We start from the raw sequence: 22915 nt of genomic DNA on the forward strand, positions 1-22915 counted from the left end.
AATGGAATTGTCCGGAATGCCAGACAAGCCATGACCGTGACATTAATGCGGCACGGAATATAAAAGCTGCCGGGCTGGCAGCGTTAGCCCACGGAGAGCCTGTAAATCCTGAATCGCATCAAGCGGCTTAGGTTCGACTCAGTGAAGTGGGAATCCTCGCCCTTTAGGGCGGGGAGCAGTCAACTGCGCATGTATAATGGGCGCGTGCCGAAATGCCATAGCGAGATGAGATGAAACCACATCAGGGCGAGATGCCCCACTACCTGCAAATCAAGGATCAGTTACAGGCACGCATCACCCAGGGTGCGCTGCAGGCGGGTGACAAGCTGCCTTCTGAGCGTGAGCTGTGCGCCATTTTTTCCACCACCCGCGTGACGATCCGAGAAAGCCTGGCACAGCTGGAGGCCACCGGTGCGATTTACCGCGCCGACCGCCGCGGTTGGTTTGTTACGCCGGAACGGCTGTGGCTGGATCCGACGCAGAACACCAACTTTCACCGATTGTGTCTGGAGCAGGGGCGCACGCCGCGTACCGAGTTATTATCCGCTGAAAAAACTACCGTACCGCTGGATGTGATACAGCCGCTGGCCCTGGAGCCGTTTGATCAAATCTATCTGCTGCGCCGCGTGCGCCATGCCGACGGACGGGCGATTTGCTACTGCGAAAACCACTGTCTGCCGCAACGGGTGCCAGACCTGCTCAAACAGGATCTCAACGGCAGCCTGACCGAGATTTATCAGCAACACTACGAGCTGATTTACCGCAAAATGCACCTGTCGTTTTATCCGACCGCCTTGCCCTACCACGCGGCCACTGCCCTGGGCGCCATGGTTGGCTTGCCCGCACTGCTGCTGCGCCGGCTGAATTACGATCAGCATGGTCACATACTAGACTTTGATATCGAGTACTGGCGCCACGACAGCCTGCGCATTGAAGTGGATACGCTGTAGCTCTTGGTATAGACCAAAAAAAAGCGCTGCCTGTGTATGGCAACGCCTTTTAATGGGTAACAATGGGATCAGAATGGGTAGTGGTGGTAACCCATTTGCTCAGAAATATTGCGCGCGGCGGTGTGCAGACGTTTGACGTAATCTGCTCTGGCGTCTTCAGAATAACGAATGGAGGGGAATGAAATGCTCAGGCCGGCGGTCACCACGCCGAAGCGGTCAAACACCGGCACCGCGATACAGCGCAGTCCTTCTTCCTGCTCCTCTCTATCTTCACCCACGCCTTGCTCACGCACCTGATCCAACAGCGATAACAGCGCCGCGGCGTCGGTCAAAGTATTCGGGGTGCTGCGGGTAAACTCAATCTGCGACAGGATTTTTTCCACTTCAGCCCGATCCCGCCAGGCCAACAGCACTTTACCGATCGCAGTGCTGTGCAGCGGGTTGCGACGACCAATACGCGAATACATGCGCAGGTTATACATGGCATCAATTTTATGGATATAGACAATGCTATCTTCATCCAGCGCCCCGAGGTGAATAGCTTCGCGGGTGTGATTCGACAGTTCACGCATTTGGATATCGGCGCTGCGGATCAGATCGACGCTCTGCAGTGACTTGGCTCCCAGTTCAAACAGCTTGAGCGTCAGCGCGTATTTTTCCGACTCGTCCTCCTGCGATACATAGCCCAATGACTTCATGGTCTGCAGAAAACGGTAGACGGTGCTTTTGGACATCATCACCCGTTGCGAAAGCTCAGTAATGCCGATCTCGCGCTCTTCGCCCAACGCCTGCAAGATACCGAATACCTTCAGCACGGACGAAACCGCATCCGGTTGTTTATCTGAGTCTGCGTTAACCATAGTCAATATCCTACCCGGCATTTTCTGTTTTAAGAAATTTGAACAAGGGTTTCAGTATACGCGGTACCTCAGAGGCCACGCAATCTGCCCCAGGGATAAATGCCTGAGCAAGATCGTATTGGGCGCGGTGCTCTCATCGGTTATTACAATTACGCGGGAAACTGTGGATGCAATCGCAGACGAATATGATTAGCATGTTAATACTCCCACGGATTAATACCTTTGAGATCACCATGCGTTCTTGTACTGACGGCCTGCCCGTCCCGCAACGCTATGGGGCAATCCTCGCCATTGCCCTGGGCATTACCGTTTCAGTGCTGGACGGCGCCATTGCCAACGTGGCCCTGCCGACCATCGCCCGCGATCTGAACGCCAGCCCGGCCAGTTCCATCTGGGTGGTTAACGCCTACCAGTTGGCCATCACCATTTCGTTGCTGTCCCTGGCCTCGCTGGGCGACCTGATTGGCTATCGCCGTATCTATCAGGCCGGTCTGTTGGTGTTTAGCATTACTTCGCTGTTTTGCGCCCTGTCCGACTCGCTGACGACGCTGACCATCGCCCGTGTGCTGCAGGGCTTTGGCGCAGCCGCCATCATGAGCGTCAACACCGCCCTGATCCGCATTATCTACCCGCAGCGTTTTCTCGGCCGTGGTATGGGGATTAACTCGCTGATTGTCGCCTTTTCCTCGGCGGCCGGCCCCACGGTAGCGGCGGCGATCCTGTCGGTCGCTTCCTGGCAATGGTTGTTCGCCATCAACCTGCCGATTGGTATTGTGGCGCTACTGTTGGGGATGAAGTACCTGCCCGGCAATAGCCAGAAAAGCTCCAACCAGCGCTTTGACCCGACCAGCGCCGTGATGAATGCTTTAACCTTCGGGCTGTTGATTACCGCCATCAGCGGCTTTGCCCAGGGCCAGAGCCTGACGCTGATTTTCGGCGAAATCGCTGCGCTGCTGGTGATTGGCTTCTTCTTTATCCGTCGCCAACTGCGCCAGGAGTTCCCACTGCTGCCGGTAGACCTGCTGCGCATCCCGATTTTCGCCTTGTCGATGGGCACCTCAGTTTGTTCATTCGCCGCACAGATGCTGGCCATGGTCTCGCTGCCGTTCTTCCTGCAAAGCACGCTGGGCCGTGATGAGGTCGCCACCGGGTTGTTACTGACTCCCTGGCCTTTGGCGATTATCGTCATGGCGCCGCTGGCAGGGCGGCTGGTGGAGCATATCCACGCCGGATTATTAGGCTGTATCGGCCTGGCGGTATTTGCACTGGGGCTGTTCCTACTGGCACTGCTGCCGCATAACCCGTCGGATCTGGATATCATCTGGCGCATGGTGCTGTGCGGTGCGGGCTTTGGCTTGTTCCAGTCACCCAATAACCACACCATTATATCCGCCGCCCCGCGCAACCGTAGCGGTGGCGCCAGTGGCATGCTGGGCACAGCCCGACTGTTGGGACAAACCTCCGGTGCCGCCTTGGTGGCGTTGATGTTTAACCTGTTCCCCACCTCCGGCACCCACGCCTCGCTGATCCTGGCCGGCAGCTTCGCCGCGCTGGCGGCGGTGGTCAGCAGCCTACGCATTACTCAACCGCGTGCTCAACAGGCAGAGAACAGCCGCCCCGCCAAATAGCAGGCATAAAAAAACCCCGGCAAGCCGGGGTTTTTAACGTTCTCAGGGTTACTTCAGATACTGACCGGAACGCAGCGCTTCGATACGTTTATCGAGCGGCGGGTGCGACATGAACAGTTCGCTGAACGACTTGGATTTGCCGTTGATGCAGAACGCCATCATGTTGCCCGCTTCCTGCGGTTCATAGCTGGTTTTCAGCCGTTGCAGTGCGGCAATCATCTTCTCGCGACCCACCAGTTTGGCGGAACCTGCGTCAGCATAGAACTCACGGTGACGTGAGAACCACATGGTAATAATGCTGGCCAGGATGCCGAAGACCAGCTCCAGTACCATCGACACGCCGAAATAGATCATCGGGTTGCCGTTACCTTCCCCTTCGCCGTCACGGTTGCCCAGGAAGCCGGCGGCCGCCTGTGCGATCAGCCGCGAGATGAAGATAACGAAGGTGTTCACGATGCCCTGAATCAGCGTCATGGTGACCATGTCGCCGTTGGCAACGTGGCTGATTTCGTGGGCAATAACCGCTTCCGCTTCGTCACGGCTCATGCTTTGCAGCAGGCCGGTACTGACGGCAACCAGCGACGCATTACGGCGCGCACCGGTGGCGAAGGCGTTAATGTCTGGTGCGTGATAAATAGCCACCTGCGGCATGGCAATGCCTGCCTGCTGCGACTGACGGCGTACCGTTTCCAGCAACCAGTTTTCGGTTTCGTTACGCGGCTGTTCAATCACTTCCCCGCCGACGGAGCGCAGCGCCATCCATTTGGACATCAGCAGTGAGACAAACGAGCCGCCGAAGCCGAACAGACCGGCCATGATCATCAGGCCCTGAACGCTACTGGATTGGATTCCTGTCAGGCTGAGCACCAGCCCGAAAACCAACATCACCGCCAGGTTGGTGAGCAGGAACAGAGCTATACGCATCATAAAATGTTTACTTCCTCATAAATGTTAACAAAACGCTGCCTCGGATACCCTAAATGGTATGGGCATTCGTCACAGTTTCAAGAGTTGCACGCCATTAACCTACTAAAAATACGAAACTTTACAAAAACGGCGCTCAAGCAATACTTTTCAAATTGTAAACGATTGTTGCGCAAAACGGTGGCTTTTTGGGTACGCAATCAGCGTCGTGGGTTATTCAAACGCCCAAGGTGAGTATAGGCAAACCCTTCGGCATATTTCAGCCCGTAACCCAGCGTGCGATCAAAACCGATATGAGCACACCAAATCAACGCCGCCATCAGCCAGCCGGGCTGTTGGAACCCCATAAAGGCCAGGCCACACAGCGCCGGCCCTATGTATGAATGGGCAATGTTGTAGCCTATGGCCCCGGCCTTTTTACCCAGCACATAGGCCAGGAAAGAGATATCGGGTATCAGGAAGCAGGCAGCGAAAAGCCCCCAACCATAGTGCTGGCTGTGATAGACCACGACCGACAGTATCAGGGCCAGTAGTGCTTCCAGCCGCAACAGCCTACGCATCGGGGGGGTTAAATCGCTCATCATGACCTCACAGTATGTTGAATGCCAGTCAGCGTGCCCTCAGGAGCGCTCATTAAAAAACGCACCCGAAGGTGCGTTTTTCATTACTGATACCCGGCTGCGTTATTTCGCCGCCGCTGGCTGCGCCTGTTCAAGGTGCGCCAAATCCAGGGCGATGTGCACGGTTTCATCCAGGTATGGATCGGGTTCCTGGTAATCCTTCGGCAAATCGTCCAGTGCCTTCAGCGGCTTCTTACCGGCGCGCTGCAGGCGATCATTAACGCGTTGCAGACGGGTCGCGTCATCGTCGTGGTTCTCTTTCTCACGCTGGGCAAGGTTGAGTGAGACGATGTTACGCTTATCCTTCAGCGCCTTGTAATGAGCAATATCCTGCGCGATGTACTGGAACTCCGGATCCTTGGCGATACGCTGCTCATGGTCTTTCAACAGCTCAGGTTCGAACGGTTTCAGATCACCGGTTTTGGTGTAGGTCGCTGCATTGATGCTGTCCCACGGCATGGCGTTGTCTTCAAACGCTTCACCGGTTTCCGCCGGATCGACACCGCTCGGCATCAGGATATCCGGGGTAACCCCCTTACGTTGGGTACTGCCGCCATTAACGCGGTAGAACTTCTGAATGGTGTATTGCACCGAGCCCAACGCCGGCCATTCCGGACGCAGCATCTGATCGTAAATACGGTTCAGCGAGCGATACTGCTGCACGGTGCCTTTCCCGAAGGTTGGTTCACCGACAATCAGCGCGCGACCATAGTCCTGCATCGCAGCGGCAAAGATCTCGGAAGCCGAGGCGCTGAAACGGTCAACCAGTACCACCAGCGGTCCCTTGTAATAGGTCACGCCGTCGGTGTCCGCATCTTCACGCACTTTGCCGTTGTTGTCACGCACCTGCACTACCGGGCCGCTCGGAATGAACAGGCCGGACAGCGATACCGCTTCAGTCAGTGCGCCACCGCCGTTAGTGCGCAGATCGATGATCAGGCTCTTGACGTTCTGCTTGGCCATCTTCTGCAACTGAACTTTCACGTCATCGGTCAGGCCAACGTAGAAGCCTGGAATGTCCATCACCGCGACTTTCTCTTTGCCGACGGTCTTGATGGTCATTTTCACCGCGCGGTCTTCCAGACGGATACGCTCACGGGTCAATGTGACTACCCGGGTTTTGGTGCCCTTGCCGGCCGGCAGGATATCCAAACGTACCTTGCTGCCCTTCGGCCCTTTAATCAGGGAAACCACGTCGTCCAGGCGCCAGCCGATCACATCGACCATCGGCTTGCCCGCCTGGCCAACGCCGACAATACGGTCACCCACGGTGATCGCCTTGCTCTTCGCCGCCGGGCCACCTGGCACCATGGAGTTGATCAGGGTGTAGTCGTCATCCATCTGCAACACCGCACCGATACCTTCCAGTGACAGGCTCATTTCGGTATTGAACTGTTCGGTGTTACGTGGAGAGAGATAGTTGGTATGCGGGTCGATTTCATGCGCAAAGGCATTCATCGCCAGCTGGAAAACGTCTTCGCTGTTGCTTTGTGTCAGGCGCTTGATAGCGAACTGATAGCGTTTGGTCAGCGTTTCACGGATTTCCTTGTCGGTCTTGCCGGTCAGCTTGAGGTTCAGCTCGTCATATTTGACTTTAGCGTTCCACAGCGCGTCCAGTTCGGACTTGTCTTTCGGCCACGGCGCTTTGCTGCGGTCGAGATCGATAGTGTCGTTACCGGTGAAGCTCATTGGCTTTTCCAGCAGCGACAATGCATAGGTATAACGCTCAAAACGGCGTTTCTGCGCCAGATTGTACAGCGCGTATGGCGTATCCAGCTTACCGCTTTTCAGCTCTTCGCCCAGCTGATTGCGCTTGTTGGCGAATTGCGCCACGTCGGAGGCCAGCAGCACGTTATGGCTGTAGTCCAACATATTCAGGTAACGATCGAAGATCTTGCCTGAAAAGTCCGCGTCGAGGGCAAACTGACGGTAATGAGAGCGAGTGAAGCGCGAGGTTACGCGCTCACTCACCGTTGCATGTTGCGGTTCCTGCTGAAGCTGAGGCAGTTGATCGATGCGGATGTTGGCTGGTTCCGCTCCGTAACTGACACCCGCCCACAACAGACCCGCGACTGCTGTTAATCTGACAAATTTGTTCATGCCTTGGTTGGCCTCCGTATCAGAACTGCAAGTGTTCTGCGCGCACAATCATCGCCAGACCGGAAGAGAGCTGCACACGTACGCCATCTTTGGCGATTTCAAGTACGGTTGCATCCATCGCACTCTGGCCTGCTCTGACTTTGATTTCTTGGCCAATTTGCAGTTTAGAGATATCCGTGACTGGCACACGACGCTGCTGGCTTTCCTCTTTGACTTCACGAGGTTGGCGAGCGGGCTGTGGGCGAGTTTGTGGGCGCGGCTTGCGGTTCTCCGGTGCGGCTCCGCCTTCGCGACGTGCAGCAGGTTTTTTACCGGCTGGACGTGGACGACGAGGTTCCACAGCGGCTGATTCACCGGCAGCTTCACGTTTTTTGGCGTTTTGCTCGGCACGCTGTGCCTGAACTCGCGCTTTTGCTTCTTCAAGCTGTTGACGGGCATGATCGACATGCTGCTGTTCCAGCTCACCGCACGGGTTACCGTCCAAATCGACGCGCTGGGCGCCAACTTTGACACCGTACAGGTAACGCCAGCTTGAGGTGTACAGGCGCAGTGCAGAACGCAATTGCGTTTTGCTTAGGTTTTCTTCCCCCTGAACACGCTCGACCAGATCCTGAAAAATACCGATTTTCAACGGGCGAGCTTCGCCCTCGGCGCTAAAGCAGAGCGGAAAACGCTCGGCAAGAAAAGCAATGACTTCTTTACTAGAGTTCAACTTAGGTTGATTTTCCATGAAATTTCCTGATTACAACGGGTTTGCCAACCAGCGCAGGCATGAACAGGCGTCATTATAATGACGCCATCGGTAAATGCCACGTTAACCGTAGATCAACTTGCTGCCACAGTGACATATTTCGCACTATCACACTGCTCCAGCTGCGCGCAAAGCCCCGCCACCACTGCTTCCAGGCCCCTTTCGTCCTGTTCGTCGAAACGTTGATAAACTGTGCTGTCGATATCGAGAACGCCGATAATCTGACCACCCACATTGAGCGGCAGCACAATTTCTGCATTACTGGCCGCGTCACAGGCGATATGACCAGGGAACTCATGGACATCACCAACCCGTTGCACGCGATTTTCCGCCACTGCGGTACCACACACTCCCTTGCCGACCGGAATACGCACGCAGGCGATTTTTCCCTGGAACGGACCCAGCACCAGTTGTGTGCCATCCATCAGATAGAAACCGGCCCAGTTGACGTCGTCAAGACGCTCGTTGATCAACGCACTGGCGTTGGACAACGCGGCGATAAAGTTGGTTTCCCCGTCAAGCAGCGCGCACAAATCACGTTTTAATTCCGCGTAGAATTGTTCTTTTGTCATGTGTTAACCATTAATACAGTGAGGATGGCCACTAGCCCAAGTCTTAAGCCCTATAAAATAAGCATTAAATGCGTATAGCCACAAGGTTAATCATCTGTTGCTTCACAAAACCCTACCGGGCGAGGTATGTTTGCCGGTCGGAAACCCTGTTTTGCCGTCCGGTGCCTGGCCTTATAAGGTACAGACAGATTTATTTTTCAGCTACGCTAACCGAATACGGCGAGCTCTGGGGCAGCTTTTGTCATGATGAAAATACACGCGATCACCGGTCCGCTATCCAAAGCACGTCACCAGCGCTGTTGCGAATGCGACCTGCTGTTTGTGTTGCCCCCCCTGAGCAGCAAGCAGGCGGCCTACTGCCCGCGCTGCGATGCCAAGATCGTGAGTGGCCGTGACTGGTCGATGACCCGCCTGACCGCTATGGCGGTCACCATGCTGCTGTTAATGCCCTTCGCTTTCAGCGAGCCATTGATCAGCATCCGCTTGCTGGGGGTGCGCATAGATGCCAGCCTGCTGGAAGGCATCTGGCAGATGAGCCACCAGGGAGATCCTCTCACCGCCAGCATGGTGGCGTTTTGCACCGTTGGCGCCCCACTGACGCTGGCACTGTCGATACTTTACCTGCGTTTCGGTCACGCGCTGGGCATGAACCTGCGCCCGGTGCTGCTGATGCTGGACCGATTGAAAGAGTGGGTCATGCTCGATATTTACCTGATCGGCATGGCGGTCGCGACCATCAAAGTTAAAGAATATGCAGATATCCAGGCCGGCAGTGCGCTGATCGCCTACCTGTCGCTCACCCTGCTCAGCATCCTGACGCTGATCCACGTCAATCTGGAACAATTGTGGGAGCGCTATTATCCGCAGGAACAACCGAAAGGCCTGCCGACGGCGCTGCATATCTGCCTGTCGTGCCATTTCACCGGCTACCCAGACCCACGTGGCCGCTGTCCGCGTTGCCATATTCCGATGTGTCACCGGCAGCCCTACAGCCTGCAAAAAACCTGGGCGGCGCTGATTGCGGCGATGATTTTACTGATCCCGGCCAACCTGATGCCGATCTCCATCATTTATGCCAACGGCGCACGCATGGAAGACACTATCTTCTCTGGCGTGGTCTCGCTGGCGACCTCCGGCAATGCGCCGATCGCCGCCATCGTGTTCATTGCCAGCGTACTGGTGCCCTTTACCAAGGTCATTGTGCTGATCACCTTGCTGTTCAGCATTCAGTTCAAGACCTCGCACAGCCTGAAAACGCGTATTCGCCTGCTGCGCCTGGTCACCTGGATCGGCCGTTGGTCGATGCTCGATCTGTTTGTGATTGCCTTAATGATGTCGCTGGTGAATCGCGACCAATTGTTATCTTTTACTATGGGGCCGGCAGCCTTTTACTTTGGGTCTGCGGTTATTTTAACTATTCTTGCCGTAGAGTGGCTGGATAGCCGATTGATTTGGGATGCACATGCAACAAGAAACGCCGAATACACCGACTGAAGCGCGGGTCAGAAACAAGCGCCGTATTTCGCCATTCTGGTTACTGCCGTTTATTGCCCTGCTGATCGCAGGGTGGCTGGTCTATAACAATTTCCAGGAACGCGGCACCACGGTGACCATTGATTTCCAGTCCGCGGCGGGCATTGTCGCCGGGCGCACCCCGGTGCGTTATCAGGGGGTGGAAGTCGGCACCGTACAGAGCATCAGCCTGAGCAAGGATTTGCGCAGTATTGTGGTCGAAGTCAGCATCAAGAGCGACCTGGAAGACTCCCTGCGCGACGGTACCCAATTTTGGCTGGTGACGCCAAAAGCCTCATTAGCGGGCGTGTCTGGCCTGGATGCCCTGGTAGGCGGCAACTACATTGGCATGATGCCGGGCACCGGGCAACCGAAGTCCCACTTCACCGCGCTCGACACCCAGCCCAAATACCGCTTGAACACCGGCGAGCTGATGATTCACCTGCACGCTGACGATCTCGGCTCACTCAACACCGGCTCGCTGGTGTATTACCGTAAGATCCCGGTCGGTAAGGTGTATGACTACACCATCTCCGAAGGCAATAAAGGCGTCACTATTGACGTACTGATCGACCGCCGCTTTACCCATCTGGTGAAAAACAGCAGCCGTTTTTGGAATGTTTCAGGTTTCAAGGGTGACTTCAGCCTCGCCGGTGCCTCGGTACAGATGGAAAGCCTGACCGCACTGGTCAACGGCGCCATTGCCTTCGACTCACCGCTCGACGGCCCACAGGCCAAGGCCGATCAAAGCTATACCCTGTATCCGGATCTGGCGCACAGCCAACGCGGTGTGAACATTACGCTGGACTTGCCGAGCGGCAATAATCTGAGTGAAAACCGCACCCCGCTGATTTATCAGGGCCTGCAGGTCGGCACCCTGACCAAGCTGACGCTGCAACAGGACAGCAAGGTCAGCGGTGAGCTGACCATCGACCCGTCGGTGGTCGATTTAATGCGTAGCGGTACGCGAATTGTCATGCGCAGCCCACGCCTGAGCCTTAACGATGCAAAACTCAGCCAGTTGCTCACCGGCAATACGCTGGAACTGGTACCGGGCGATGGCGAACCGCAACAGCATTTCAACGTGCTGGACAGCAGTGAAACCCTGCTGCAGCAACCGGGTGTGCTGACCGTGACGCTGAACGCGCCGCAAAGCTACGGTATTGACGTCGGTCAGCCACTGGTGGTGCATGGCGTCAAGGTCGGCCAGGTAATGAGCCGGGCCCTGACGGATAACGGCGTGGTCTTTACCGCCGCCATCGATGCGCAATATCGTCGCCTGCTGCACAAAGACAGCAAGTTCGTGGTCAACAGCCGGGTCGACGTCAAACTGGGCCTGGACGGCATGGAAGTGCTGGGGGCCAGTGCACAGGAGTGGCTAGACGGCGGCGTGCGTATCATCCCCGGCAGTAAGGGTGAACCAGTCGGCCAGTATCCGCTGTATGGCAACAGTGAAAAAGCCGAAGCCGGCATTATCGGCAACAGCCCGACGCCAACCCTGACGCTGAACGCCGTCAGCCTGCCGGATGTTCAGGCCGGTTCGGTGGTGCTGTACCGTAAATTCCAGGTGGGCGAAATTGTTAACGTTCGTCCGAAGGCCAACGAATTTGAAGTTGATGTCTATATCAGCCCGGAATACCGCAAGCTGCTGACCAACGAAAGCATCTTCTGGGCCGAAGGCGGTGCCAAGGTGCAATTGAACGGCAGCGGCCTGACGGTACAGGCTTCACCGCTTAACCGGGCGCTGAAGGGGGCTATCAGTTTTGATAATTTGCAGGGCGTGACGCTGAGCAAAGGCGCCAAACGCGTGCTGTACGCCACAGAGACCGCCGCACGTGCGGTGGGTAGCCAAATTATCCTGAAGACCTACGACGCCAGCAAGCTGTCGCCGGGCATGCCGTTGCGTTATCTCGGCATCGATATCGGCCAGGTGGATTCGCTAAAATTGGCGCCAGAGCGTAATGAAGTGCTGGTCAAAGCGGTGCTGTACCCGGAATACGTGCAGACCTTCGCACGCCTGGGCAGCCGTTTCGCCATCGTATCGCCGGAGATTTCCGCCGCTGGGGTCAGCAACCTCGACACCTTGTTGCAGCCGTACATTAATGTGGAACCGGGCCGTGGCCGTGAGCTGCGCAACTTTGAACTGCAAGAGGCCACTATCACCGACTCTCGCTATCAGGACGGTCTGAGCGTGATCCTCGACGCCGCCGAAACCGGCTCGCTGCAGATTGGCACCCCGGTACTGTTCCGCGGTGTGGAAGTGGGCACCGTCACGGGCTTCTATCTGGGCGCCATGTCCGATCGCATCCACGTCGCGCTGCGCATCAGCAAGAAGTACCAGTATCTGGTGCGTAACAACAGCGTGTTCTGGCAGGCTTCCGGCTACAACCTGCAGTTCGGCCTGACCGGCGGCGTGATCAAGAGCGGGACCTTCCAGCAGTTCATTCGCGGCGGCATTGCTTTTGCCACCCCACCGAGCATTCCGCTGGCACCGAAGGCGACGCCGCACAAGCACTTTATGCTGAATGCGGAAGAGCCAAAAGACTGGCGAGAATGGGGCACCGCCATCCCTAAAGAGTAAATTCGTCTCACCTCAAGGGCTCAGTAATGCTGGGCCCCTACTGTTTCCCGCTTTGTGGTAAACTCCCGCCCTTATTTTGATAGCTGCCAGAGAGCTCACCCCGTGGCCAAACCTGCCTCCGTTTTTTTGCCGCCCGCCTTTCTCGACGCGACGCGCGCCATCATGCCCGCCGACCTGTCGATGGACGATTTCATTGCCGCCTGCCAACGCCCGCTGCGCCGTAGTCTGCGGGTCAATACTCTGAAGATCAGCGTCGCCGATTTTCAAGCGCTGGTGCAGGACTATGACTGGCAATTGGAACCCATCCCCTGGTGTGCGGAAGGCTTTTGGATCGAACGCAAGGACGAAGAACTGCGGCTGGGCAGCGCGGCAGAACACCTGAGCGGCCTGTTTTACATTCAGGAAGCCAGCTCGATGCTGCCGGTCAGCGCGCTGTTCGCCGAGACTGAAATGCCGCGTCGGGTGCTGGACGTGGCCGCTGCGCCGGGTTCCAAAACCACCCAAATTGCGGCGTTGATGAACAACCAGGGCGGCATTGTGGCCAATGAATACTCCGCCAGTAGGGTCAAGGTGTTGCACGCCAACATCAGCCGCTGCGGCGTGAAAAACGTGGCGCTGACCCACTTCGACGGTCGGGTGTTCGGCGCGGCGTTGCCGGAAAGCTTCGACGCCATTTTGCTGGATGCCCCCTGTTCCGGTGAAGGGGTGGTACGCAAAGATCCGGACGCCATGAGCAACTGGTCGCCGGCAAGCGTAGCCGCCATCGCCGACACCCAGCGCGAACTGATCGACAGCGCCTTCCATGCTCTGGCTCCGGGTGGCGTCATGGTCTACTCCACCTGCACGCTCAACGCGCAGGAAAACCAGCAGATCGTCAACGGACTGCTGGCGACCTACGGCGACGCGGTAAGCATTGAACCTCTGGGTGGACTGTTCCCTGGCGCAGAACGGGCGTTAACCGCCGAAGGTTTCCTGCACGTATTCCCGCAAATCTACGACAGCGAAGGCTTCTTTGTGGCGAGATTGCGCAAGCACCACTCGGTTACCGCGCTGGCGAAGCCAAGCTATAAGTTGGGAAAATTCCCGTTTACCCCGCTTTCCGGCAAAGATTCCGCCGAGATCGCTCAGGCCGCAGCAGCCTCTGGATTAGCCTGGGATGAAACCAGTCGCCTGTGGGCACGCGATAAAGAAATCTGGCTATTCCCTACCGAGCTGGAGGCGCTGGTTAACAAGGTGCGTTTCTCGCGTATCGGGCTAAAACTGGCCGAACGTTTCACCAAAGGCTACCGTTGGCAGCACGAAGCGGTTATCGCGCTGGCGGTTGCCGAGGGCAAACAACGTTTTGAACTGGACGCCACGCTGGCGCAGGAGTGGTTCCACGGCCGCGACCTGTACCCAGAGCCACCGCCACTGACCGATGAATGCATCGTCACCTACCAGCAACAGCCGTTAGGCATCGCCAAACGCATCGGCAGCCGGATAAAGAACAACCTGCCGCGCGAACTGGTTCGTGACGGTACGTTGGATTTTCATCAGTAAATCCATCATCATGGGTTGGAACTGGCCGGAAAATTCCGGCCAGTTAATTTCGCTAATAATATTCCGACAGGCGAATATTATTATTCTAATCATTTTACTCTCTCGGTATTATCCCCTCCTCTCTTTGAACGATAGCGACATCTTTCAAAAATAAAGAAAATTTTCGGCCCCCTACCAAGACATTTCTGACTTCTTATTCTATTAATTAAACTGTAAATAAATTAATGCGTTTATCCTTTTCTGGATGGCGTTTTTTGGGGCTCACCTTTACACAGCAAGGAAAAAGACATGAAGAAAATTCTGATGGCATTGACCTCGGCAGCCACCTTGCTGTGCGCAAGTGGCGCAGCCAACGCAGCAGGCACTATTCAGGGTAATCTGGGTGTAACCCTGACCATCGGCGCAGGCTGCGTGGTCGGCGGCGGTGACAGCAGCGGTAGCGTTAACGACTTTGGCGCCATTAGCTTCGGCACCTATTCTTCCCTGTCCAACATTATCGACGCCAGCGCAACCGGTTCCGGCGGCGCAGGTACCCTGTCGCTGACCTGTACCACAGGGACAGCCTACACCGTGGCGTTGAACAACGGTCTGCACGTGGGTGCCGGTAACCAGCGCCAAATGGCCAGTACGGCGGGTGCCTTGATCAAATACAACCTCTATCAGGATCAGGCCCGCGCGACCGCCTGGTCAAGCGGCGCCAATGCCCTGACCGGCACCGGTACCGGCGCCGCAGTCCCCTTGATTGTCTATGGCCGTGTCCCGGCGGCCACCACCACGCCCGATCCGGACACCTACAACGATACCGTGACGATGACGGTAACCTGGTAACAGTGCGGCAGGTTGTTTTGGTTTGTGGATTGCTGGCGTTAAGCCTGGCGGTGAATGCCGATAGCAAAACCGCCACTATTGGTGTCAGCGCCACTTTGTTGAAGGCATGCGAAGCCGGCAGCAGCTCGGGGGGCAATGTCAGCTTTGGCTCGCTGGACTTTGGTACGGTCTATTTCCTCACTACCAACGTCAGCATAGCCGGACAACAAAACGCCGGCGCCATCCGCGTCAAGTGCAACAACGGTACCAGCTACAACGTCCTGCTGGGTGGCGGGCAAAGCGGCAACACCGCTGCCCGTTACCTGAAAAGTGCCGCCGGACAACAGGTGAACTACAACCTGTATACCAGCAGCGCCCACAGCACCATTTGGGATAACCTGACCGGGGTGTCGCAAACCGCCAACGGTCAGGATAACTGGTTACCGGTGTACGGCATGATCCCGGTGCAATCCACCCCGCCGATCGGCAGCTACACCGACACCGTGCAGGTCACCATCAATTGGTAAGGGTAATGCGTATTTTAAGCGGTGGTTTACTGCTCTGGATGATAACGCCGCCGGTACTGGGCGACACGGGTGTCAACGATCAGCAAAAGACTCAGGCGCTTACCGTCAACGCGACGGTAGTGAAAGGCTGTATTTTGGGCAGCGGCAGCAGCGATGTCACCACCTTCGGCAGCCTCAACTTTGGACAGATCTCCTCGTTAGCCAGCAATATCAGCATAGTTTCCAGTTCGGGAGCCGGCTCCGTGCTGTTTCGCTGTAATCCAGGGCTGAGCGTTACGCTGGCGCTGGGTATCGGCAACAACGTCACCGGTTCTATCTCCGCCGGGCGCAAATTGAAAAATACCCTTACTCCGGAGACTCTGATTTACCAGCTCTACCAGGACAGTAATTATTCCACCATTTGGGGCGATGGCAGTAATGGCGGCACTACAGAAATCGTCGCCGCGACCGGTAGCACCCAGGAAATAAAAGTTTATGCCCGTTTGTTCTCGACCAGTACCCTGCCCACCAGTGGCACTTACAGCGATACGGTCTTACTGACGGTCACTTATTAGTATTTTGAAATAAGGATGTAGCCATGCATATCCCCTTCCGACTGCCTTTAACGGCAGCGCTGTTGATCGTCGCCCAACAACAGGCGCTGGCCGCCGCCTCTATTCTGATTTGGCCCATCGATCCAGTGATTGAAGATCAACAACCCGCGACGGCGCTGTGGTTGGAAAACCGCGACAGCAAGCCGGTCTATATGCAAGTGCGCGTGCTCGGCTGGAAGCAGACCGCCGGCAAAGACGACTACAGCAACCAAAGCGAAGTGATCGCCAGCCCACCGGTTGCCTCAATTGCGCCAGGTAAACGCCAACTGATCCGACTGGTTAAACAAACACCGCCGCCCGCCGGGCAGGAGCGCGCCTACCGTATTCTGGTTGATGAAGTCCCGGTAAAAGATTCAGGCAGTCAATCCGCGCCAGAAGGCGCGCAGATGGGGCTGAAATTCCAGATGCGCTATTCAGTCCCCTTGTTTGTCAGCGGCAAGGGAGTCTGGACCAAACAAGATTCAGAAAAACCGCGCGATTACGCCACCGCCAGCCAGCCGCAACTCAGCTACCGTCTATTGCAACAGAGCAGCCAGCGTTGGCTGGAGGTGCGCAACCAGGGCATCGTACATGCGCGCATCTCCAAAGTGACGATACAGGGAAAGACGCTTAATGCCGGCCTGATGGGTTATGTGTTGCCCGGTTCGCAGATGCGCTTTGCCCTGCCGGCATCGGGCAGTTTCAGCAGCGGTCAACTGCAAGCCACGGTCAACGATAACAAGCAGCCGATAACCCTGACTGCTTATTGAGCTTCGTGTGCCGTTAACCAGGATGCCGTCCCCAAGGCGTAACGGGTTCGGGCTGAAACCGTTAGCATTCGCCGTACTGTGCGCAGTGGCCACGCCGTGGCTACCGGACGCTTGCGCCGATGATTTGCCGCCGCCGCCCAGCGCCATCAGCATGCCGGATACCACGTTGTATCTGGAGCCGGTGGTCAATGGTCGTCAGACCGGAAAAGTGGTGCCGGTGACTTACCGCGGCGGCCACTATTACCTCACTCCGCAGCAATTGCTCGACGCCGGTCTGCCGGTAGCGGATAAACAAGCAAAAGAAATTGCGGTCGACCAATTAGAGAAAGTGGACGTCACCTACAGTGGTGAAACCCAACAGTTGATGATCAACGTCCCCAACGACTGGCTACCCAATCAGAAATTCAACGCTCAGAATCCCCTGGATCGCCTGCCGGCGCAGAGCAGCCTCGGCCTGTTGTTCAATTACGATCTTTACGCCAGCCAAAGCAGCGCCAACGGCCAGCCGGGCTATCTTTCTGCCTGGACCGAACAACGGCTGTTCGATGGCTTTGGCGTGGTGTCCAATACCGGTATTTTCCGCGGCAGCTTTAACACCTCCGCCAACAGTGACCAGGACAACCGCTATATCCGCTATGACAGTCAGTGGCGCTACAATGATGATGACCGCCTGCTCAGCTATACCGCCGGCGATCTCGCCACCGGCGCCCTGACCTGGAGCAGTTCGGTGCGTATCGGCGGCGTCCAGCTGGCGCGTAATTTTGCCTCCCGGCCCGATCTGATCACCTATCCGCTGCCGCAGTTCTCCGGCCAAGCGGCACTGCCCAGCAGCGTCGATCTGTATATCAACAGTTATAAAAACAGCAGCACCAGCGTTAACCCCGGTCCTTTCACCCTGGATACCGTGCCCTACATTAACGGCGCAGGCCAAGCCACCGTCGTCACCACCGATGCACTGGGCCGACAAGTCAGTACCGTGGTGCCGTTTTATGTCGCCAGTAATCTGTTGCAGGCCGGCATGAGCGACTTCAGCCTGTCCTCCGGTGCCCTGCGGCGCAATTATGGCATTAGCTCTGCCGATTACGGCCAGTGGGTGGCCAGCGGCAGCGGACGTTACGGCGTCACGGATTGGTTAACGCTGGAAGGACGTGCCGAAGGTGCCGCAGAGCTGGCAGTGGGCGGCGCCGGGGCCAATATTCGTGTTGGACAATGGGGGGTGTTTAACGCCTCTTACAGCTACAGCCAGGCCAGCGATAACGCTTTTAATGATTATCAGCCTTCGCAACAGCCCAACTACTACGATCCGCTGACCGGTCAACCTATCCCTCAGCCCGATCCGCAGCCGGTCTATCAGTACAGCACCAACCATGGCGGTCAGAGCAGCATCGGCTACACCTACAGCAACCGCTATTACAGCCTGAATGCCCAACGTATCCTGCGCAGTGCCGGTTTCGGTGATATTTCGGTGTATAAAAGCGACTACCGTCTGAGTCGTCGCACCGATCAACTGACCGGCAGTATCGGTCTTAATCGTTTCGGTAGCATTGGCGCCGGCTATTTTGATGTCCGTGACGCCATTGGCCAACGCACTCGCCTGGTCAACTTCTCCTACAGCATTTCACTGTGGCGTAATACCAGCCTGTATGCGTCGGTGAACCGCGAAATCGGCAGCAGCGGCTACAGCGCCCAACTGCAACTGTCCATTCCGTTCGACAGTTGGGGTACCGCCAGCGTCAGCGCCTCTCGCGACAACAACAATCGCTGGAACCAACGCGTCAGCTACAGCCGCGCGGCACCGACCGACGGTGGTTTAGGCTGGAACCTAGCCTACGCAGATGGACAGAGCAGCGACAGCTATAGTCAGGCCGATATCACCTGGCGCACCCGCCTGCTCGAAGCCCGCGGCGGGATGTACGGCAACAGCGATGATTATACCCGCTGGGGGGAAGTGAGCGGTTCTCTGGTGGCAATGCAAGGCGATCTGTACGCTACCAATACCATTAACGACGCCTTCGCCCTGATCTCTACCGAAGGTTACCCGGATATTCCGGTGCGTTATGAAAATCAGTTAATCGGCGTGACCAACGCCAAAGGCTATCTGCTGGTGCCCACCGTCACCTCCTATTACCACGCCAAATTCCAAATCGACCCGCTTAATCTGCCGGCGGACGTGGCGGTTCCCACGGTAGAGAAAACCGTGGCGATCCGCGATCACAGTGGGTTCCTGATCGATTTCCCTATCCAGCAAATTTCCGCCGCCGACGTCAAACTGGTCGATGCACAGGGTAAACCACTGGCTAATGGCAGCGAGGTGGCCGTGGTCGGCAGCAATCAACAAAGCTATGTTGGCTGGGATGGCATGGTCTATGTGGATCCGGTGCAACTGCAAAACCGGCTGAGCGTCATTCCGGCAGACGGCAGCGCGCCCTGTCAGGCGCAATTTAGCCTGACCAAAACCCAGGGTATCCAAAGCATCGGACCTATTGTTTGCCAGTAACTCATGATGGAGAAAAAGATGATTAGTGGATCCAAAGCGTTATTACTGGCGCTGCTGCTGCTCACCGGTCAACAGGCGCTGGCCGACTGCACCACCACCAACGGCAGCGTCACCTTGCCAGGCAGCAGCACTTTTGCCGTTTATAATGGTTCTCTCAGCGCCCAGGGCACCGCCGGACTCAACTGCAGCGGCCTTGGCCTGTCATTGTTGACGCAAAATACCGTGACGGTAAAAATCAACTCAACCACTCACAATATGGCGTTGGCCAATACTGACGGTTCCGGCGATACCATTCCCTACCTGATTTATCCCGATGCGAATTACCAGTATCCCTACAGCGTCGGGCAAACCATCGATTACAGCTCGTTAAACCTGTTGACGCTGATCCTGATCTCCCCCAACGTCAACTTTCCGCTGTACATCAAGACCACCGCCGGGGCCAATGTCCGCTCCGGTACCTATACCGATACCGTCAACCTGGTGTGGAACTACCACATCTGCGGGCTGGGTTTGATCGGATTGTGTATTTGGTGGGATGGCACCAATAAACCCAGTACCGTGACGATTAGTCTGATCCTTACCAAAGACTGCCTGTTCGGCACCGCGCAGAACGTCAACTTTGGCAGCATGGCGCTGGTCGGGCAGTTTAACCCGGTCAACCAAAGCATTACCCTCACCTGCACCAAAACCGAGGGTTATAACACCTACTTTACCGACGGCAATAACCCGGTCACCGGCTGGCGGCAGATGAAAAACGGCACCAGCAACTATATGCAGTACCAAATTTACCTGCCCAGCAGTACCACGGTGTGGAACAGCACCAACAAGCAAGCCGGGGCCGGTACCGGGCTGGCACAAAGCATCCCTTACCTGGCGCAAATCAACCCGGCGCAAACCGAAGTGCCGGTGGGAACCTACCAGGACAACATCAGTTTTGTGGTGGAGTATTAAGCCCCTGCGCTAGCTACGGATCGTCAATGTTGCCAGTTTGTATTTTTTATGTGGCATTTTTTGCTCATTTGACTATGCTGATGATGACGGCCTCAACTGGTCACACCTCATACCAGCAGTTCAAGCAAGGAGTTCCAATGGGCAAAACCGTGGTGAAAATAGGCAGTTTCGAGGTCGATGACGCGCATTTGTCCTCCTCGTCCGAGCAGGCCAGCACGCTGGCGATCCCTTGCAAGTCGGATCCCGATCTGTGCATGCAATTAGACGGTTGGGATGAGCACACCAGCATTCCGGCGATACTGGATGGCAAGCAATCGCTGTTGTACAAGCAACATTACGACCGGCAGAGCGATGCCTGGGTGATGCGATTGGAATGAACGACGACAAACTGAAGAACGCGCGGTGTCCCCTCAGGAACACGGCGCGTTTTTTTATGTGATAACAATACCGCGACCGGCGAAGAAACGACCAAAACTGCTCAGCGGTAAAGTCACCTGTTGGCGCGTAGCCGGGCTGTCACCGGAAGGATTATGGAAGGTTACGCAATCGGCCTCAACGGCGGTCACCAACACCAGATGGCCGCCACGCTGGGGTGGCGTCTGCTCAGGCCGGCGAATGCCGGGATGCACCGAAGCGATAAAATAACGCCGCTGCGACAACACCTGTGGCAAGTCTTCAGGCTCGATACCGACCCTCACCTCAGACTCCAGCGCAAACTGCTCCCGCACATACTCGACAAAAGGCGCGTAAATCAGCCCCTTGATACGCTCGCCTTCACGTACATAAGCACCGTACGGCAGACTGCGGCGTGCCAGTTCTAACAGCGAAGGGGCCTCACCATCGCGATGGCTAAGTACCATTTTCAGACAGGCCATGCCACAGACGTGGTTGGCCCATTCGATGTATTCCGCCCGATCGCGCGCACCGCTGCGCGCCCAGTTAACATCATCCGCCAGCGTCACACGCCCGGCAATCAGATCGGCCGCCAACTCGGGCGTCGCCCATTGGCAGACGTAAGGGACAGAGGACAGCAAATCAGAAAGTCTCTGCCACTTTGAAATTCATCAGCACCAGTGTCATATCCGGTGAGAACAACTCATATTCTTCAAAGAAGCTCTGCAACTCTTTACGCCAATAGGCCAGAGAACGGTCACCTTCCCCTTCGGCAAAAGCATGGGCTTCATCAACCTGATCGTAGGTCTTCATCTCTACCGACGTCAGTTCTACCGCACACACCGGGTCACCTTTACCATCCACCACCACAAACACGTCGCCGGCCAGTGGGATGCCTTCGCCATCAAGATTGGCACAGGTTGCCGTCTTGATCCCGTTGAGGATCAGCTTGACCACGTCATCGGCCTGCTGCTCGGTGTTGCCGAACGCCCAACGCTCGGTGTTTTCGTATTTCTTCGGAATTTCGCTCGCCATTGCCATACCTTATTGAATGAATCATTGTGCAGACAGAATAGTACAACGTATTCCCTGCGGCCTCCACCTGCCGAATTCACGCCACTGTGGCCTATTCCCCCATCTTTTATAGGCCGTTTCGGGTAAATCCCTGTGCCTGCGTCAGCACAACAGGCATACTGTGGACGCAATTCACTCCATGGCTTTCGGCCAGGCGGCAACAAATGAAGAATGACGACAAAGACCCTGACGACACTTTCAGTGACTTGTTAAAAGTGCTGACGGTGGTGGTGATTATTATCTTTGTTATCGTCGGCTGGTATTTCAGCTAATCAGCAACACAGGAGGTCACATTGGCAACGAAGCGCATGCGCACCAAGCACTGGAAGATGTTTTTGATCCTGTTGCTGATCTGTCTCGCCCTGCTGTTATTACGCTGGGCAGCGATAGTCTTTGGTTAATAGCAGGGAGCAAAACAAATGGCAAAACGTAATGGCAACGGCGTACAAATCGCCTTACTGCTGCTGGCACTGGTTATTCTGGTCTGCGGCATTTTAATGATTACCACCGACCTGGGTCATCAGGTACTGGAAGAAATCGAGGATATTCTCGAGTAACGCCAGCCCGGCCGGACACTGGCGTCCCCCCCTCTTATCCGCGTTCCCGCTCTGCCGGTTGTTTGGCCTCCGGCTCCAGCAGCTCGCGCAAATAGGCGATCCGTGCCTCCCCTTGTGGCAACCACAAACGATACAGCCAATGCCGCACTTCGGCCCCTTGGCTCCGGCGATGGTACTCAGCCAGTTGCTCGACCAGTTTCATTATTCGCCCTCCGCAGATTCAACAAGGTCAGTATTGGGCGAAAAAACCAGAAGAAATACTGATGGCTTATTTTTTATGCTTCCTGATTTAATATTGTGCGATCGGTGCGGTGGCGAACCCCTGGCTCAACTGCTACATTGACCAAAAATCACCCAGCCGAGGTAAGCGATGATGTTCTCGGAGCAGGAGATAAAACCCGTGTGGGATGAAGTGGCACGTTTGATCGGCGACAGCGTGATGCAGTTGCGTCATCGCGGCGAGGTTTTATCGGTAGAAACGCTGGCAAAACACCTGACGCAACAACTGGCAGACTGTCATGACATTGAACGCCGGATCCTGATTGGCGCAGCGATCAACATGCTGAAAGATGGAAAATGAATCGCCAACCGGAAGGGTTGGCGATTCGGCAGAAGCCCGAGGTATGCAAGCCCGGCCTTCTGTGCGCTACTATGTCAGGCTAACATGACGGAATTAATAGGAATTATCGGGTTTTTCCTCAAAATGCCGAATTTTTATTGCCATCTATCC

General features: G+C 56.1%; 25 protein-coding genes. 16 read left to right on the top strand and 9 right to left on the bottom strand.

Annotation, left to right across the window (positions count from 1 at the left end; genetic code table 11):
* Positions 1 to 131: zinc ribbon domain-containing protein (locus OC597_RS23900; RefSeq protein ID WP_262210859.1), on the top strand; the 131-nt coding region annotated here is incomplete at its 5' end.
* Between the two features lie 99 nt (positions 132 to 230).
* Positions 231 to 950: a phosphonate utilization transcriptional regulator PhnR gene (gene phnR / locus OC597_RS23905; RefSeq protein WP_262210747.1), complete on the top strand. Its 720-nt coding sequence runs from the start codon at positions 231 to 233 to the stop codon at positions 948 to 950.
* Between the two features lie 68 nt (positions 951 to 1018).
* Here phnR and kdgR read toward each other — a convergent pair whose 3' ends face one another.
* Positions 1019 to 1810 (bottom strand): DNA-binding transcriptional regulator KdgR, encoded by a 792-nt coding sequence (gene kdgR / locus OC597_RS23910; protein ID WP_261423720.1) that lies wholly within the window; start codon positions 1808 to 1810, stop codon positions 1019 to 1021.
* Between the two features lie 233 nt (positions 1811 to 2043).
* Between kdgR and OC597_RS23915 the strand changes: the two genes are divergently transcribed.
* A complete protein-coding gene (locus OC597_RS23915; RefSeq protein WP_261285157.1) occupies positions 2044 to 3438 on the top strand; it encodes an MFS transporter in 1395 nt (464 codons plus the stop codon).
* A 48-nt stretch (positions 3439 to 3486) separates the two neighbouring features.
* Here OC597_RS23915 and htpX read toward each other — a convergent pair whose 3' ends face one another.
* The 5 genes from htpX to msrC all read right to left on the bottom strand — a co-directional run bounded on the left by htpX (position 3487) and on the right by msrC (position 8405).
* Complete coding sequence (htpX, locus tag OC597_RS23920; protein ID WP_012144856.1) at positions 3487 to 4365, bottom strand: protease HtpX; 879 nt, start codon at positions 4363 to 4365, stop codon at positions 3487 to 3489.
* A 197-nt stretch (positions 4366 to 4562) separates the two neighbouring features.
* Positions 4563 to 4946 carry a DUF4260 domain-containing protein gene (locus OC597_RS23925; RefSeq protein WP_261284420.1) on the bottom strand — a complete coding sequence of 128 codons (384 nt, stop codon included), beginning with the start codon at positions 4944 to 4946 and terminating at the stop codon, positions 4563 to 4565.
* A 99-nt stretch (positions 4947 to 5045) separates the two neighbouring features.
* Positions 5046 to 7082 carry a carboxy terminal-processing peptidase gene (gene prc / locus OC597_RS23930; RefSeq protein ID WP_262210751.1) on the bottom strand — a complete coding sequence of 679 codons (2037 nt, stop codon included), beginning with the start codon at positions 7080 to 7082 and terminating at the stop codon, positions 5046 to 5048.
* 19 nt (positions 7083 to 7101) lie between these two features.
* Positions 7102 to 7812: an RNA chaperone ProQ gene (gene proQ / locus OC597_RS23935; protein ID WP_261284419.1), complete on the bottom strand. Its 711-nt coding sequence runs from the start codon at positions 7810 to 7812 to the stop codon at positions 7102 to 7104.
* A gap of 95 nt (positions 7813 to 7907) precedes the next feature.
* Positions 7908 to 8405 carry a free L-methionine (R)-S-oxide reductase MsrC gene (gene msrC / locus OC597_RS23940; RefSeq protein ID WP_261284418.1) on the bottom strand — a complete coding sequence of 166 codons (498 nt, stop codon included), beginning with the start codon at positions 8403 to 8405 and terminating at the stop codon, positions 7908 to 7910.
* Positions 8406 to 8651: 246 nt separating this feature from the next.
* Between msrC and yebS the strand changes: the two genes are divergently transcribed.
* The 10 genes from yebS to OC597_RS23990 all read left to right on the top strand — a co-directional run bounded on the left by yebS (position 8652) and on the right by OC597_RS23990 (position 20538).
* The gene (gene yebS, locus OC597_RS23945) at positions 8652 to 9899 is read left to right on the top strand and encodes a membrane integrity lipid transport subunit YebS (RefSeq protein WP_261255797.1); all 1248 of its coding nucleotides are present in this window, start codon (positions 8652 to 8654) and stop codon (positions 9897 to 9899) included.
* Positions 9868 to 12498, top strand: a complete 2631-nt coding sequence (locus tag OC597_RS23950) for a PqiB family protein (protein ID WP_261255427.1) — start codon at positions 9868 to 9870, stop codon at positions 12496 to 12498. The genes yebS and OC597_RS23950 overlap by 32 nt, the downstream gene beginning before the upstream one ends.
* 102 nt (positions 12499 to 12600) lie before the next feature.
* Positions 12601 to 14037, top strand: coding sequence for a 16S rRNA (cytosine(1407)-C(5))-methyltransferase RsmF (gene rsmF / locus OC597_RS23955; RefSeq protein ID WP_262210754.1), 1437 nt, complete (start codon positions 12601 to 12603; stop codon positions 14035 to 14037).
* A gap of 288 nt (positions 14038 to 14325) precedes the next feature.
* Complete coding sequence (locus tag OC597_RS23960; RefSeq protein ID WP_261255431.1) at positions 14326 to 14865, top strand: Csu type fimbrial protein; 540 nt, start codon at positions 14326 to 14328, stop codon at positions 14863 to 14865.
* Between the two features lie 2 nt (positions 14866 to 14867).
* The gene (locus tag OC597_RS23965) at positions 14868 to 15371 is read left to right on the top strand and encodes a Csu type fimbrial protein (protein WP_261255433.1); all 504 of its coding nucleotides are present in this window, start codon (positions 14868 to 14870) and stop codon (positions 15369 to 15371) included.
* Positions 15372 to 15376: 5 nt separating this feature from the next.
* Positions 15377 to 15925, top strand: a complete 549-nt coding sequence (locus OC597_RS23970) for a Csu type fimbrial protein (RefSeq protein WP_261255436.1) — start codon at positions 15377 to 15379, stop codon at positions 15923 to 15925.
* A 23-nt stretch (positions 15926 to 15948) separates the two neighbouring features.
* The gene (locus tag OC597_RS23975) at positions 15949 to 16713 is read left to right on the top strand and encodes a fimbrial biogenesis chaperone (protein WP_261255438.1); all 765 of its coding nucleotides are present in this window, start codon (positions 15949 to 15951) and stop codon (positions 16711 to 16713) included.
* Positions 16714 to 16735: 22 nt separating this feature from the next.
* A complete protein-coding gene (locus OC597_RS23980; RefSeq protein ID WP_410071727.1) occupies positions 16736 to 19210 on the top strand; it encodes a fimbria/pilus outer membrane usher protein in 2475 nt (824 codons plus the stop codon).
* 18 nt (positions 19211 to 19228) lie between these two features.
* Positions 19229 to 20161 carry a Csu type fimbrial protein gene (locus OC597_RS23985; protein WP_261255439.1) on the top strand — a complete coding sequence of 311 codons (933 nt, stop codon included), beginning with the start codon at positions 19229 to 19231 and terminating at the stop codon, positions 20159 to 20161.
* A 137-nt stretch (positions 20162 to 20298) separates the two neighbouring features.
* Positions 20299 to 20538, top strand: a complete 240-nt coding sequence (locus tag OC597_RS23990) for a YebV family protein (protein WP_085116412.1) — start codon at positions 20299 to 20301, stop codon at positions 20536 to 20538.
* A 54-nt stretch (positions 20539 to 20592) separates the two neighbouring features.
* Here the strand turns inward: OC597_RS23990 and OC597_RS23995 are convergent, their stop codons facing one another.
* Both OC597_RS23995 and OC597_RS24000 read right to left on the bottom strand, forming a co-directional pair.
* The gene (locus tag OC597_RS23995; protein ID WP_262210757.1) at positions 20593 to 21195 is read right to left on the bottom strand and encodes a C39 family peptidase; all 603 of its coding nucleotides are present in this window, start codon (positions 21193 to 21195) and stop codon (positions 20593 to 20595) included.
* Position 21196: 1 nt separating this feature from the next.
* Positions 21197 to 21589, bottom strand: a complete 393-nt coding sequence (locus OC597_RS24000; protein WP_262210759.1) for an ASCH domain-containing protein — start codon at positions 21587 to 21589, stop codon at positions 21197 to 21199.
* Positions 21590 to 21921: 332 nt separating this feature from the next.
* Here OC597_RS24000 and yniD point away from each other — a divergent pair, with 332 nt between their 5' ends.
* Together yniD and OC597_RS24010 are read left to right on the top strand one after the other, a co-directional pair.
* Complete coding sequence (gene yniD / locus OC597_RS24005) at positions 21922 to 22029, top strand: small membrane protein YniD (RefSeq protein WP_012144841.1); 108 nt, start codon at positions 21922 to 21924, stop codon at positions 22027 to 22029.
* Between the two features lie 18 nt (positions 22030 to 22047).
* Complete coding sequence (locus OC597_RS24010) at positions 22048 to 22185, top strand: hypothetical protein (protein ID WP_153263172.1); 138 nt, start codon at positions 22048 to 22050, stop codon at positions 22183 to 22185.
* Positions 22186 to 22219: 34 nt separating this feature from the next.
* Here the strand turns inward: OC597_RS24010 and OC597_RS24015 are convergent, their stop codons facing one another.
* Positions 22220 to 22387 carry a hypothetical protein gene (locus OC597_RS24015; protein ID WP_261255443.1) on the bottom strand — a complete coding sequence of 56 codons (168 nt, stop codon included), beginning with the start codon at positions 22385 to 22387 and terminating at the stop codon, positions 22220 to 22222.
* A gap of 168 nt (positions 22388 to 22555) precedes the next feature.
* On the opposite strand from OC597_RS24015, the gene OC597_RS24020 reads away from it, so the two are divergent.
* Complete coding sequence (locus tag OC597_RS24020; protein WP_261088587.1) at positions 22556 to 22765, top strand: hypothetical protein; 210 nt, start codon at positions 22556 to 22558, stop codon at positions 22763 to 22765.
* Positions 22766 to 22915: the final 150 nt, after the last annotated feature.

Source organism: Serratia proteamaculans (assembly GCF_946227095.1).
GTDB classification, from domain to species: domain Bacteria; phylum Pseudomonadota; class Gammaproteobacteria; order Enterobacterales; family Enterobacteriaceae; genus Serratia; species Serratia proteamaculans_E.